Annotated in this window: 11 protein-coding genes; 5 read left to right on the forward strand and 6 right to left on the reverse strand. The window is 73.1% G+C overall.

Annotation, left to right across the window (positions count from 1 at the left end; all coding sequences use genetic code 11):
- Positions 1 to 412 precede the first annotated feature (412 nt).
- The 3 genes from ABD841_RS39330 (at position 413) to ABD841_RS39340 (ending at position 4,435) form a co-directional block, all read left to right on the forward strand.
- Positions 413 to 835, forward strand: coding sequence for a TIGR02611 family protein (locus ABD841_RS39330; protein ID WP_344982156.1), 423 nt, complete (start codon positions 413 to 415; stop codon positions 833 to 835).
- A gap of 370 nt (positions 836 to 1,205) precedes the next feature.
- Positions 1,206 to 2,405 (forward strand): PucR family transcriptional regulator, encoded by a 1,200-nt coding sequence (locus ABD841_RS39335; RefSeq protein WP_344982157.1) that lies wholly within the window; start codon positions 1,206 to 1,208, stop codon positions 2,403 to 2,405.
- A 143-nt stretch (positions 2,406 to 2,548) separates the two neighbouring features.
- A complete protein-coding gene (locus ABD841_RS39340) occupies positions 2,549 to 4,435 on the forward strand; it encodes a LamG-like jellyroll fold domain-containing protein (RefSeq protein ID WP_344982158.1) in 1,887 nt (628 codons plus the stop codon).
- A 105-nt stretch (positions 4,436 to 4,540) separates the two neighbouring features.
- Here ABD841_RS39340 and ABD841_RS39345 read toward each other — a convergent pair whose 3' ends face one another.
- Positions 4,541 to 5,311 carry a TetR/AcrR family transcriptional regulator gene (locus ABD841_RS39345; protein WP_344982159.1) on the reverse strand — a complete coding sequence of 257 codons (771 nt, stop codon included), beginning with the start codon at positions 5,309 to 5,311 and terminating at the stop codon, positions 4,541 to 4,543.
- Between the two features lie 155 nt (positions 5,312 to 5,466).
- Between ABD841_RS39345 and ABD841_RS39350 the strand changes: the two genes are divergently transcribed.
- Positions 5,467 to 5,655 carry a hypothetical protein gene (locus ABD841_RS39350; RefSeq protein ID WP_344982160.1) on the forward strand — a complete coding sequence of 63 codons (189 nt, stop codon included), beginning with the start codon at positions 5,467 to 5,469 and terminating at the stop codon, positions 5,653 to 5,655.
- 469 nt (positions 5,656 to 6,124) lie between these two features.
- The gene (locus ABD841_RS39355) at positions 6,125 to 7,075 is read left to right on the forward strand and encodes a TolB-like translocation protein (RefSeq protein ID WP_344982161.1); all 951 of its coding nucleotides are present in this window, start codon (positions 6,125 to 6,127) and stop codon (positions 7,073 to 7,075) included.
- 193 nt (positions 7,076 to 7,268) lie between these two features.
- On the opposite strand, the gene ABD841_RS39360 is transcribed toward ABD841_RS39355, so the two are convergent.
- From ABD841_RS39360 to ABD841_RS39380, 5 genes are all read right to left on the reverse strand, one after another.
- Positions 7,269 to 7,589, reverse strand: coding sequence for a GroES family chaperonin (locus tag ABD841_RS39360; RefSeq protein ID WP_344982162.1), 321 nt, complete (start codon positions 7,587 to 7,589; stop codon positions 7,269 to 7,271).
- A 107-nt stretch (positions 7,590 to 7,696) separates the two neighbouring features.
- Positions 7,697 to 8,500 carry an ABC transporter ATP-binding protein gene (locus ABD841_RS39365; protein ID WP_344982163.1) on the reverse strand — a complete coding sequence of 268 codons (804 nt, stop codon included), beginning with the start codon at positions 8,498 to 8,500 and terminating at the stop codon, positions 7,697 to 7,699.
- Positions 8,497 to 9,507: a FecCD family ABC transporter permease gene (locus ABD841_RS39370; RefSeq protein WP_344982164.1), complete on the reverse strand. Its 1,011-nt coding sequence runs from the start codon at positions 9,505 to 9,507 to the stop codon at positions 8,497 to 8,499. Before ABD841_RS39370 ends, ABD841_RS39365 begins: the two co-directional genes overlap by 4 nt.
- A gap of 43 nt (positions 9,508 to 9,550) precedes the next feature.
- Positions 9,551 to 10,624, reverse strand: coding sequence for a FecCD family ABC transporter permease (locus ABD841_RS39375; protein ID WP_344982165.1), 1,074 nt, complete (start codon positions 10,622 to 10,624; stop codon positions 9,551 to 9,553).
- Positions 10,625 to 10,774: 150 nt separating this feature from the next.
- Positions 10,775 to 13,171 (reverse strand): helicase-associated domain-containing protein, encoded by a 2,397-nt coding sequence (locus ABD841_RS39380; RefSeq protein WP_344982166.1) that lies wholly within the window; start codon positions 13,169 to 13,171, stop codon positions 10,775 to 10,777.
- Positions 13,172 to 13,504 lie beyond the last annotated feature (333 nt).

Consider the following 13,504-nt stretch of genomic DNA (forward strand, 5'->3'; position numbering starts at 1 on the left):
GCTCCCTCCCGCCGCCCGGCCGCCCGCCCGCCCGGCCGCCCGGCCGCCACGCGCGCCGGGCGGCCGGGCGTCACGCCGGTGGGCGGGCGGCCCCGGCGGGGACGACCGTGCCGTGCGCGTGGTGTCCGGGCTCGCCGTGATGTCGTAAGAATTTCGCGGTGCGGGCGTTACCTGGCGCCCTATACCGTATTGGGGGGTACGTCCATTGAGGAGGTGTCCCCGGCACCGGTACTTCGCCCACCCCCGGAAGGGGCGTGGTCTCCGTCGTAAGGATCACGTAAGGCCGCGCCGGGAGCCGGTCCCGGCGGCCGACCTTATTCTGGAATTGCTGGAAGAAACCGACTGTCCGGGGGAGAGCATGGCGATCTCAGACGGGGTGCGAAACCCTCAGGACGCGACCGGGAAACCGCCCGTGACCGGTGACGCCGACGCGAAGGGGGAGACGGCCGCGCGGTCCGGCATCCACGGCTGGCTCGACGGTGTCAGGTCCACCCGCACCGGCCGCCTCACCCTGAAGATCGTCATCGGTGTCATCGGCACCGTGCTGGTCGTCGGCGGCCTGATCATGGTGCCCTTCCCCGGCCCCGGCTGGCTGGTCGTCTTCGCGGGCCTGGCCGTCCTGGCCACCGAGTTCCACTGGGCCCACCGCCTGCTGGAGTTCGGCAAGCGCACCCTGTCGGCCTGGACGGCCTGGCTCTCCCGCCGGGGCTGGACCGTCAAGATCCTGGTCGTCCTCGTCGCCGCCGCCACGGCCACCGCCATCGTCTACTACGGCCTCAAACTCAGCTTCGACCTCGACCTGATCGCCGAGGCGCAGAAGCTCCTCGTCCGTTAGCGGCCCTCCGCGGACGCCGGCCCGGGAGTTTTACCCGGGGCCGCCCGGCTCGTGATCTCCTCCATGCGTGATTCTCCGTAGTGTCTCCCTGCCCGGTCCGCAACGGCGGGCCGGTGCGGACGACGCGGGTCTCCCCGCGCCGCGGTCCGCCGGGGCGCGCGGGACGGGAACGGCTGCCGAGGGCGTTCCCGTCCCGCGCACCCCGGTCCCGTGTCCCGGCCTCCTCGCCCCCTCACTTCCCGATGGGGCGGACAGTGATTTCTTGTCACGGATGTAAGTGAGGCCCCCCGGGAACCTGGGGAAAATGTGCGTCCCGGCCAGAAGAAGGATTCCTGACATCGGAGTAACGTCCGAGGTCAGGAGGATCCCCGTGAGCCTTTCCCGTGCTGTCGAACAACCGCAGGCGGACGTTCCCCGCGAGTTCGCCGACGCCCTCCGGCCGTACCTGGACGACCTGGCCGAGGAGATGATCGCTGAGATCCGGGCCAGCATCCCGGAGTACTCGCGGCAGAGCGGCGCCTACACCCGCATCGTCCGGCACGCCGTGGAGGAGGCGCTGGCGGGGTTCGTGAACCGGGTCGGCGACCGCGGGGCCAGCAGGTCACGGCTGCTGGAGGTCTACCGGGCCGTGGGCGGCGGGGAGGCCGCCGAGGGGCGCCCCCTCGACTCGCTCCAGTCCGCGCTGCGGATCTGCGCCAGGGTGGCCTGGCGCAGACTGGCCGAGGAGTCCGAGCGGCTCAACCTGTCCCGGCAGCGCATGTGCGACATCGGCGAGGCGATCCTGGTCTACCTCGACGAGATCGCCGCGGCGGCGGCCGACGGCTACGCCGAAGCGCAGGTCCGGGTCGCGGGTGAGCTCGAACTCCGCCGCCGCAGGCTCCTCGACCTGCTCGTCGCCGACCCGCCGGCCGCCTTGCGCGCCGTCACCGACCTGGCCAGGTCGGTGCGCTGGACCACACCGCGCACCGTGGCGTGCGTCGCCCTGACCGCACGGGCCCCGGGCGACCTGCCCAGGCCGGGGCTCCCGCCCGACGTGCTCGTCGACCTCGACCGCTCCGACCCCTGCATGGTCGTGCCGGATCCGGACGGCCCCGGGCGCCAGGGCCTGCTCGACGCCCTGGCCGCGGACTGGACCGTGGCGATCGGCCCGGCGGTGCCCCTGGGCGAGGCCGGGCTCTCGCTCAGGCTCGCCAGGAACGCCCTGGCCCTGGTCCGCCGCGGTGTCATCGACGGCCGCCGCGTCGTCAGAGTCCCGGACCACCTCGCCACCTTGATGATCTTTCAGGACGAGGCGCTGATCCAGATCATGGCCCGGACCCGGCTCGCCCCCCTGCTCACCCTGCGCCCCGCCCAGCGCGACCGGCTGGCCGAGACCCTCCTGGCGTGGCTGCAGAGCGGCAACGCCACCGAGGTCGCGGCCAGGCTGCACATCCACCCGCAGACCGTCCGCTACCGGCTCCGCCAGGCCACCGAGCTCTTCGCCGACCAGCTCGGCAACCCCGGCGACCGCTTCGAGCTCGAAGTCGTCCTCCGCGCCCGCGCCGCCGGCCTGTACGCCGTACGGGACTGACGCGGCTCCGCGCCCGCGGTGCTCTCCCCGACCGATCTTCAAAGCTTTCACTCGCGGCGGGCGGCCGTTCCGCCGCATGCCACCGATGCGCCATGTGGGACCACCACGGTGCTACGCGACACCGCGAGTACCTGGAGCACCACATGGAAGACCCCTCCCGGCCCCCCGTCGGACGCCGCGCCCTGCTGCGGGCGGCGCTGGCCGCCCCCGCCGTGGCCGCCGCCTCGACGACCGCCGTCGCGCTGGACGCGACCCCGGCGAGCGCCGCCACCGCCACCGGCGGCTCCCGCCGTTTCGACGAGGAGGACCCCCGTTTCACGATCGGCGTGCTGCCGGACACGCAGTACCTCTTCGACGAGGACAGCTCCGACCCCACCCCGCTGCGGGCGACCTTCCGCTACCTCACCGAGCAGCGCGGGAGCAGGAACGTCGCCTTCATGACCCATCTCGGCGACGTGACCGAGCATGGTAGCGAGCACGAGATCGAGCTCGCGGGCGACGCGTTCCGCGTGATCGACGGCAAGGTGCCCTACAGCGTGCTCGCGGGCAACCACGACGTCCGGTCGTCCACCGACGACCAGCGGGGCGACAGCGCGTACCTCCGGACCTTCGGCCCGGCCCGCTTCGCGAAGATGCCGACCTTCCGCGGCGCCTCCCCGGACGGGTACAACAGCTACCACGTGCTGCGGGCCGGGGGCCGGGAGTGGCTGGTGCTCGCGCTCGACTGGCGGATCTCCGACAGGGGCCTGCAGTGGGCGCAGGGCGTCATCGACGCCAACGCGAAGCTGCCGGTCATCCTCACCACGCATGACCTCGCCTGGTCCGGCGACGACGGCGTGGCGTACCTGTCGGCTTTCGGCCAGCGCCTGTGGGACCGCCTGATCCGGCGCAACGACCAGATCTTCCTCACCCTCAACGGTCACTACTGGCCATCTGGCCGCACGATCCTGAAGAACGACGCGGGTCACGACGTGCACGTCCACATCGCGAACTACCAGGACCGCTACTACGGCGGGGCCGGGATGGTCCGGCTCTACGCGTTCGACCTCGTCCGCAAGGTGATCGACGTCGAGACGCTGTCGCCGTGGCTCCTGGACGGCGACGCGGACGACCGGACGCCGCTCGCGGCCGAGAACCTCGAACTGACCGGTCCGGCCGACCGCTTCAGCATGGAGATCGACTTCGACGAGCGGTTCGCCGGGTTCGCCCCCCGCGTGCTGCCCGCGCCGCGCCCGGCGAGCGCGGTGATGCCGAGGGGGACGGTGGCGTACTGGCGTTTCGACGCCGACGGCCTGCAGGGGGCGGGCGCGGACGGCGGCGTCGTCCCGGCCGGCACCGTCGCGCGGGACCTGACCGGTGGCGGCAACGACCTGACCGTGGAGCTGCTGCACGCCAGCGCGGCCGAGGTGCTGAGGTGGTCGGCCGAGCACCACGAGGGGCAGCCGGCCCACGCGAGCCTCCGCTTCGACGGCGGCAAGAACCCCGACCGCGGCGCCGTCCTGCGGACGGGGCCCGCCGCGCCGCTCAACAGCATGAAATTCGAGTCGGGTTACACGATCGAGGCGTTCATCAAGCTCCCCGAGCCCTTCCAGGGCGACCACGCCTGGATGGGCATCCTGAGCTGGGAGGGGCGCAGCGGTGACGCGGGCAAGACGAGCGGCTGGTCCCAGGACGAGCCGACCTGCAGCCTGAACCTCTCCCCGGAGCGGTTCCTGCAGTACGTCGTCTATCCCACCGACCGCGACGCGGACCCCACGTCGTGGAGCCACGCGCTGCCCGTCGGGCGGTGGACGCACGTGGCCGTCGTCAACGACGGGCGCCGCACGGTCGTCTACGTCGACGGGTCGAAGATCGCCCGCAACCCGACGCAGCCGTCGAAGGGCATCTCGACGCTCGGCAGGCCGTTCGCGATCGGCGGCACCCAGTTCGCGCTGAAGTACGGGCAGGGGTACTACGGCTGGATCGGCGACGTGCGCATCGTCGCCCGCGCGCTGAAGCCCCGCGAGTTCCTGACCCCGTTCGAGTCCTGACCCGTCCGCACGGGGTTGCGGTCCCGGCCGGGTTCCGGCCCGTTCGCGTCGGACCCCGACCCCGTTCGGGCCCGGCCCCTTCGGGCGCCGTGAGCGCCGTCGGCGCTACGGGCGTTCCCGGCTCGTGATCAGCTCGGCCACCCCGTCCAGGATGCGCTCCAGGCCGAAGGCGAGGGCGTGGGCGGGGTCGGAGATCGCCTGGTACGCCTGGCCCGCCGCCTGGCCCACGCGTGAGGCGACGGGGAAGCGGGTCGCGTCCATGACCTTGTCGAGCAGCGGGGCGTTGGACAGCCACCACTCGGCGTCGGTCATCCCGGTGTCGCGCTGGACCTGCGCCTGGTCGGCCTTGGTCCTCGCGGTGCTCTCGACGTGGCTCAGGACCAGGGTCAGGACGGAGTCCATCTCGACGTCGGACAGGCCGATGCCGTCCAGCGGGCGCAGCTCCGCCTCGTACTTGAGCGTGGCGTTCGGCCCCAACGTGGAGCGGGGGCTGACGATCTGCAGCATCCAGGGGTTGCGCTGGTAGAGGTCCCAGTTGCGGGCGGCGACGAACGCGAGCGCGCCCCGCCATCCGCCGGGCTGCCGGGTGGGGGCGTCCACGTCGGGGTAGAGCTCCCCGTACGCGGTGTCGACCATGAGGTCGATCAGCTCGGCCTTGCCCGGGACGTGGGTGTACAGGGACATGGTCCCGACCTCCAGCCGCTCGGCGACCTGGCGCATGGAGACGGCGTCGATCCCCTCGGCGTTGGCCAGTTCGATGGCCGCCAGCACGATCGAGCGCACCGTCAGCCCGGATCGCCCCGGTCTGCTGTGTGACCCCCAGAGCAGGGCCAGGCTGCGTGCCGGATCGGCCTCCGACGTTTTCTTTCCACCCACGGGAACAGTCTCCACTTTCTCGGCGTCGGGACCACCGTAACGGAGCCGTACGACGTACGGTATAGCATACGATGGATCTGGGCGCCGGGGCCGGAGGGATTCGGGCTCCGGCCGGTGGGGTGGCGGAACGAGGCGAGCGGGGGACGGGGGAGCGGATGATCATGATCGGGGCCGGGCTGCTGCTCGGCCGGCGTTGGGCGGGCACCCCGTCGGTCGCCCGGCCCGCCTCCGGCGCGACGGCCGGCGAGGAGAAGATCCCCGCCCGCCCCGGCCCGGGTGGGGAGCGGGCTCAACCGGACGGCGCGGGTGTCCCCGGCGACACCCGGAGGGCTGATCGTCGGTGACGCGCGGCCCGCCACCGCGGTCGCCCGCCGGTGGGGGCGTGGTCGATCTCCCGAAGGAGACGCCGGCCGGTGATATCCGACCGCTTCTCGTCCGTGAAACGTATGGCGGAGGTTTCCCCTTTTCCGGCCCGGGAGACTTTGTCGCGCTAAATACGGTGGCCCGTAAAGCGCGGTAAGGGCGGCTGAAATCGGTGACCGTTGAATCGTCGTTCTTTCCGCGCCGGTAGCGCCATCGGTCCCGGTGGCTCCGCCGGGCCCGGTCGCACCATCGGGGCCGGCGGGAGCGGTGCGGGCGCGACCCGGCCGGGGAAAGGAGAGGCCCCGCCGCCGGTTCTCGCGGCTCTCCCGCCACGCGGAGAAGTTCACCGGAGAATCACAGAAACATCGCCTGGAATCTTGGATTTACACCTCTTCCAACCGATTCGTTCTAGATCAGGATCTTGCCGGATTTCCGGCCTAGGATGCCGCCGTGCCTGTGACTCCTGGGATTTACCGGTTGCTCGCCTGTTCCGTCATCGCGATCGCGGCGGTGGTGTCGGTCCCGCCGGCCGCGCACGCCGCCGACCCCGTCGACATCGCGCTCCCCGGCACCCGGGTCACCGTCCGGGAGAACTCCACCGACCCGCTCCGGGTGACCTCCTACGGGTTCGGCAAGGCCGCCTACCTCCGCAAGGGTGCCGGATTCACCCGGCAGACCGCCTACCAGGAGATCACGGTCGCGCCCAGGGGAGGCAAGGCCCTGGCGGTCCCCACCTCCTACAACGGCGGCTACGACTCGGTCGTCCTGCTCGACCTGGCGACCTCCAAGGGCACCAGGATCCGCACGGTCCGCAAGCCGCTCGTCGCGCACTACGTCCACTGGAGCCGCAACGGGACCAAGGCGGTGCTGACCGTCGAGAGGAAGAGCGGCGACGCCTGGGCGACCTCCGGCTTCGTGGTCGTCGACACCGTCGCGAAGACCGCAAAGACGGTGACCGTGGCCAACGTCGATCGGGCCGCGCGGTTCCGATGGAGTTCCGACGGCTCCGAGCTGGTGGCCGAGTATCGCGGCGGCGCCCGCTTCTACGGGCCGGACGGCGAGGTCCGCCGCACGCTGGCCAAGACCGGCCGGCCCGCCGGCGGGGAGGACGCCTTCACCCCCTCCGGCCGGGGGCTGATGACCTGGTGCCCGTCCACCTACACAGAGCACGTCTGCGTGTGGGACCGCACCTCCGGCAAGCTCGCCGCCAAGGTGCCCGGCATCAAGCCGAAGGCCCTATGGGGCTGGTGGGACGAGAAGCACTTCATCGCCGTCGTCCCGGTGGGAGACATCTACCGCGTGGTCCTGTCCGATCTCAAGGGCACCTCCACCCGGGTGCTGGCCGCCCTGTCCGCCGACGACTGGAAGAACAGGGTCTACCTCAGCTACACCCGGCGGTGACGGGCCACCCCGCGGGCGGACGCGTCCGGCCCCGGGGTCCGGCGCGGTGCGTCGGGCGTGGCGGGCGCGTCCGGCGCCGGGCGTACGGCATGGCGCGGCGGGCGGGATGCGGCGGGCGTGGTGGTCGGCGCGTGAGCGGGCGGAGCGAGTGAGCGGGCGCGACCGTCACGGGGGTGGGCGGTCGTGCCCGTCGTCACAGGTACAGGCCGGTGCCGTTGTCGGTCTGCTGGGTGGCGATGGCGTGCAGGTCACGCTCCCGCATGACCAGGTAGATCTGGCCGTGGACCTCGACCTCGTACTGGTCCTCGGGGTTGAACAGGACCTTGTCGCCGACCTTGACCGTGCGGGCGTTCTGGCCCGCGCCGCAGACCTCGCCCCAGACGAGACGGTTGGCCATCTTCACCGTCGCCGGGATGACGATGCCGGCGGTGCTGCGCCGCTCCTCGGCCTGCTGCTCGATCTTGACCATGACGCGGTCGTGGAGCATCTGGATCTCGAACTTAGGGTCACCCACAGCTAGCAGTTTATGGGAACGGCGGAAGAACGCCGGTTGGTCCCCGGACTCGGGGCGACATCGTCGCCGTCGTCCGTCAGTCGCGACGACCCGGCGTCTCCCGCGTGTCAGTGTGTCCGGGCGCGGGCCCGCGCGGGGCGACGGGCTTCGGGGACGATCAGCGGGGTGCCGCTCTGCGGGTCCTCGATGACCTCGCAGCGCAGGTCGAAGACCTTCTCCACCAGCTCGGCCGTCACGATCGAGGTCGGGTCGCCCTCGGCGACGATCCGGCCGTCGCGCATCACGATCAGGTGGGTGGCGTAGCGGCAGGCCTGGTTCAGATCGTGCAGCACCGCCACCAGGGTGCGGCCCTGCTCGTGCAGGTCGGCGCAGAGGTCGAGCACCTCGATCTGGTGGGCGATGTCGAGGAAGGTCGTCGGCTCGTCCAGCAGCAGGATCGGCGTCTCCTGGGCCAACGCCATGGCCAGCCAGACACGCTGGCGCTGGCCGCCGGAGAGCTCGTCCACGCAGCGGTCCGCCAGGTCCGTCACGTCGGTCGCCTCCATGGCGGCGGCCACCGCGGCCTCGTCCTCCCGGGACCACTGGCGCATCATCCGCTGGTGCGGGTAACGGCCCCGGCCGACCAGGTCGGCGACCGTGATGCCGTCGGGCACGATCGAGCTCTGCGGGAGCAGGCCCAGCCTGCGCGCCACCTCCTTGGAGGGCAGGGAGGTGATCACGCTCCCGTCCAGGTGGACCGCCCCGGCGCGGGGCTTGAGCATGCGGGCCAGGGCCCGCAGCGTCGTGGACTTGCCGCACGCGTTGGGCCCGATGATCACGGTGAACGACCCGTCGGGGATGACGACATCCAGGTCGGTGGCCACCACGCGCTTGTCGTAGGAGAGCGTCAGGCCGCTTCCGTACAGTCTCAACGTCGTTCCCTCCGGAGCAGAAACACCAGGTACGTACCACCGATCGCGGCGGTCATGATCCCGACCGGGAGCTGGACGGGGGCGAGGAGGCGCTGGGCCACCAGGTCCGCGCCGACCAGCAGCACCGCGCCGGTCAGCGCGGACGAGGTGAGCGTGATGCCGGCGGAGCGGGTCAGCCTGCGCGCCAGCTGCGGCGCGGCCATCGCCACGAAGATCACGGGCCCGGCGGCGGCGGTGGCGACGCCGCACAGCAGGACGCCCGCGGCGATGGCCGCCGCCCGCACCGGCTCGACGCGGACGCCCATGGCCTTGGCCGCGTCGTCCCCCATCTCCAGCATGCGCAGCGGGCGCGACAGCCACGCGCACAGGGGCAGCAGCACGGCCAGCGCGGCGGCCACCGGGAGCGCGTGGTCCCAGCCGCGCCCGCCGAGGCTGCCGGTGATCCAGGATCCGGCGGTGGCGGCGTCGTTGATGTTGGCGCGGGTGAGCATGTACCAGTCGAAGGAGACCAGCAGCGCGTTGACGCCGATGCCGACGAGGATCAGCCGGTAGCTCTGCACCCCGCGCCGGAAGGCGAGCGCGTACACCAGCAGCGCGCAGGCGACGCACCCGGCCAGCGAGGCCCCGGCGATCTGCCAGGCGGTGCCGCCCAGGATCACCGCGGCGATGCCTCCGGTGGCGGCCCCCGAGGTGAAGCCGATGAAGTCGGGGCTGCCGAGCGGGTTGCGGGTCAGGCTCTGGAAGATCGCCCCGCTCAGCCCGAACGCGGCACCGACCAGCAGGCCGGTCACCACCCGGGGCGCCCGCAGCCGGCCCACGATCAGTTCGGCGGCCGGTGGCCCGTCACCGAGCAGCGCGGCTACGATGTCGGGAACGGGGACGGTGAACTCGCCGGTGGACAGCGCGACGAGGCTGACGGCGACGCCCAGGACGGTGATGGCGCTCCCGACGGCGAGGCCGCGCGGAGAGAGCCGGAGCGACCAGGCGCGCAGGCGGAGAACGGTCATGGTGCGGCGGGCCTCCGCTGCGGTACGGACGGGGGCGGGGCGATCATAGGGCGGCGAGCCTCCGGCGGCGGGCGAGCAGGATGAAGACCGGGGCGCCGATCACGGAGCACATGATGCCGACCTGCACCTCGCCCGGGGCGGCGACCACCCGGCCGACGATGTCGGAGACGAGCAGCACCGCGGGGGCGAGCACGACGGTGTAGGGCAGCACCCAGCGCTGGTCGGGGCCGGTGAGGACACGCACCGCGTGCGGCACGGCCAGGCCCACGAACCACAGGGGGCCCGCCGCGGCGGTGGCGGCCCCGCACAGCAGGGTGACGGCGACCGCGGTCAGCGCACGCGTGCGCGCCACGCCGACACCGAGCGCGCGCCCCGCCTCGTCGCCGAGGGCGAGGGTGTTGAGCGGCCTGGCCAGCAGCAGCCCGAGCACGAGCCCCGCCAGCAGGAACGGGGCGAGCCGCAGCGCGACGTCGGAGGTGATCCCGGCCAGCGAGCCGGTGAGCCAGAACCGCATCCGGTCGAAGGTCGTGCTGTCGATCCGCAGGATCGCCGAGGAGGCGGCCTGGAACACCATGCTCAGCGCGACTCCGGCGAGCGCGAGCCGGACCGGGCCTCCACCGGAGCGCCCCGCGGACCCGAGCGCGTAGGCCAGCGTGGCCGCGACGGCCGCTCCCGCGAAGGCGAACCAGACGTACAGCGAGGGGTCGGTCAGGCCGAACAGCCCGAGGGCGATCGTCACGCCGAACGCCGCGCCGTGGTTGACCCCGAGCAGGCCCGGATCGGCGAGCGGGTTGCGGGTGAGGCTCTGCATCAGCGCGCCCGCCAGGCCGAGCGCGGCACCCACGCCGACGCCGATGAGCGTCCGCGGCACGCGCAGGTCGCGGACGACCGTGTGGTCGGCCGACCCGTCGGGCGCCAGCAGCGCGTCCAGCACCGTGGACAGCGGGACCGAGCGCGATCCGACCGCGACGCTGACCACCGCCAGGACCGCCAGGACCGCCAGGCTGACGACCAGCCCGGCCGCCAGCGCCGCCGGGCGCCCCGTCCGCCGCGGGCGCGTCCCGTCCGGTCTCCCGGTCTTCTCTGACGCGGCCGTGGCCACACCGGCCGTGCTCACCCGGCCCCCTCTCCCGCTCTTGATTAGGTAAGGCTAATCTAACGCAATACCCATTTAGGGGAGCCTATCCTCTGGCGCGGTGAATGTCCTTACCTGCCCGGCTCTACCAGGCGGGTCCGGGGCAGCTGTGAACGGACGGGCGGGCCGGGATCAGGTGTGGGCGCCGCGGACCTCGACGATGTCGGCCAGCGGGAACTCCAGGTAGTCGCCCGCCTCCTCGCACCACGCGTCGAGCACGCCGCTGCGCAGCTCACCATGGCTGATCGTGGCGGTCAGGCCGTCGGCCAGGGTGATCGCCGCCCGCACGCCGCGGTCGACGACGAAGCCGAGCAGCGACTGCTGGGCGGTCGGCAGGCGGGAGGCCATGCGGCCGATGATCGCCCAGGTCCTCCCGACGGAGGGGACGGCCTCGCCGTCGGCGGTGAGCAGCCGCCGGGCGTGCTCACGCGGGTCGGGCGGCGGCTCCACCAGCGAGTACGCCGGCTGCTCCAGCTCGGCCACCCGGCCCCCGGGCAGCAGGATCAGCCGCCCGTGCTGCGGCTCCTCGATCCGGGCCCGGCGGACGGTGACCTCCCCGGTGTCCTCGATCGGGACCGGGGCGTAGCCGTTCTCCCGGAGCGCGGCCAGGGTCCTGTCCGCGGGCAGCGCGCTGGCCAGCACCGTGGGGGCGAGGAGGCGAAACCCGAGCCTGCCCAGCCGCCGGTGCGCGGCGATCTCGGCCAGCAGCGCCGGGTCGGAGGCCTGCACGATGCAGGCGACCGTGGTCACGGTGACCTCGCCGTGGCGCCTGGCCACGTCGTGCACCAGGTATTCGAGGGGCTGCGGCACCGTGCCCACCTCGGCCAGGTCCGCCAGCAGGGCCTCGGCGGTGTGGCCCGAGTCCATCGCCCGCCGCACGCTGGCCGGGGTGAACCGCCAGACCGAGGCCGTGCCGCGCGACTCGCGCTCGGCGGCCCGGTCGAGCAACTCGGCGAGCTCGCCGGCGGGCGGCCCGGTCACCACGGCGGTGAGGTCGGCGCCGAACAGGGCGCTCCGCCGCACGCTGGCCAGCGCCCGGGTCGAGCACTCCACCAGGGCCGGGTCGTTCTCCACGGCCGGCGTGGTCTCGTCGATCTCACCGCCGGCGGAGGCGCCCAGCGCCGCGAGGGCGCGACCGAGGTCGGTGATCGTGTCGAGCGCGACCAGCCCGAGCATCCGGGCCTCCTCCAGCACCGCGGGGGCGCACTCGGCCAGGAGCGCCTGGTCGAGCAGCGGGGAGTGCCAGTGCGCGGAGCCGACCAGACCGGTCAGATCAGTGCACGCCATGCTCGCGGGCAGCCGGGCCAGCACGCCGAGCACCGCCCGCCTGGCGCGGGCGACCGCGCTTCCCGCCGGGTCGTCGCCCAGCACCGTGCCGTATTTGCCGCCGACCCTGCGCAACGACGAGCGCTCCATCCGCCACCACGCCGACAGCAGCACCCGGAGCCTGGCGGCCGCGTCGTCCAGGCGCCAGCGGTCGAACTTCTCGGTGGGCACCAGCCCGCCGGCGGACTCGTCCCAGGCCAGCAACCGGGCCACCGCGCAGATCTCCAGCAGCAGCCGGGTCTCGTCCTCGTCGCAGCCGGTGTCCTTGGCCACCCGCCGGACCTCGCGCACCCCCACCCCACCCGCCTTGAGCAGGGGCAGCGGGACCTTGGCGGTGTTCTCCAGCATCGCGGCGCAGCGCTCCACCACGTGCGGGGCGGCCAGCGTCATCAGGTGGTCGACGGCCTCGGGATCGACCGGGACCGTGGCGAGGTCGGGCGGGGCCGGGGTGAAGGGCGGGTGGTAGTCGGGCCCGCGCAGCGCGAGCGCCACCTCGCGGGGCATCTCGGCCACGTTCCAGCTCGGGCGGAAGAGCAGCCCGTGGTCGGCCGCCCACTTCTCGGGGGCGCCGGGGACGACGAACCTGCCGCCGTCGACGTCGCGGACGGGCCCGTCCCAGGCGAACTCCGCGAGCAGCCGCGCGGTGCCCTCGGGGGCCCGCTCGACCAGGCCGGCCACCCGGGCGGGGTCGGCGAGGATCGCGGTGATCCCGGCGACCGTGCGCCGCTTCGGGCCGTGCGGCACGCCCAGCGCCCTGGCGAGCGCGCGTAGCGCGTCGGCGCTGACCGTCCAGGAGGTCAGGTAATGGGCCAGCGGCTCGCCCAGCCCGCACGGGGCGGCCCACCACCGGGCGAGCCCGTCGGCCACGCGGACGCGGCCCTCGCCGTCCGGCCACGCCATCGCGTGGTCGTAGAGCAGGTCGAGCCAGGGCGTCACCTCGGCCTCGGACACGCCCAGGAACCGGGCGAGCGTCTGCGGCGCGGCCTCCTCGCCCAGGGCCAGTGACGCCTGCGCCACCTCCAGCGAGGGCAGCGGCAGATCCCGCATGACCTCCATCGCCGCGGACCCGTTGCCCAGCCGCTGCGCCAGGGTGTCCAGGCGGCGCGGCCACGGCGGGGCGATGGCGTCCAGCCGGTTGGCCAGCACTCGGGCGAGCCGTTCTTCGTCGAGGGTTTTCAACCAGCCGAGCAGGTGATCGTCCATCTCGCAGCTCTCTCAGGAATCTCGCGCGGGGACTCTCCGTGAGCCATAAACATCCACGGTAATGCAGAGGGCATCCCCGGCGGCATGCACCGCGCAGAATGCAACGTGTTATAGGGATGTCCGTCCGATTCTGGCCGGTCCCGGAACCGCGGGCGGGAGGGAGTGCGGTCCCGGGACCGGCGGGCGCCAGATGAGGGGAAGAGGCGGCGCCGTTCGGGAGATGGATCGGTGGGCGTCGGGTGCGGACGCGGCGGGACGCCGGGCGCGAGGCCCGGCCGCCGGATCGCGGGCGGAGGCCGCCCCGCGGCGGCCGGGACGGCGCCCGGGGCGTTC

Source organism: Streptosporangium fragile, assembly GCF_039534445.1.
In the GTDB taxonomy this organism is placed as follows: Bacteria; Actinomycetota; Actinomycetes; order Streptosporangiales; family Streptosporangiaceae; genus Streptosporangium; species Streptosporangium fragile.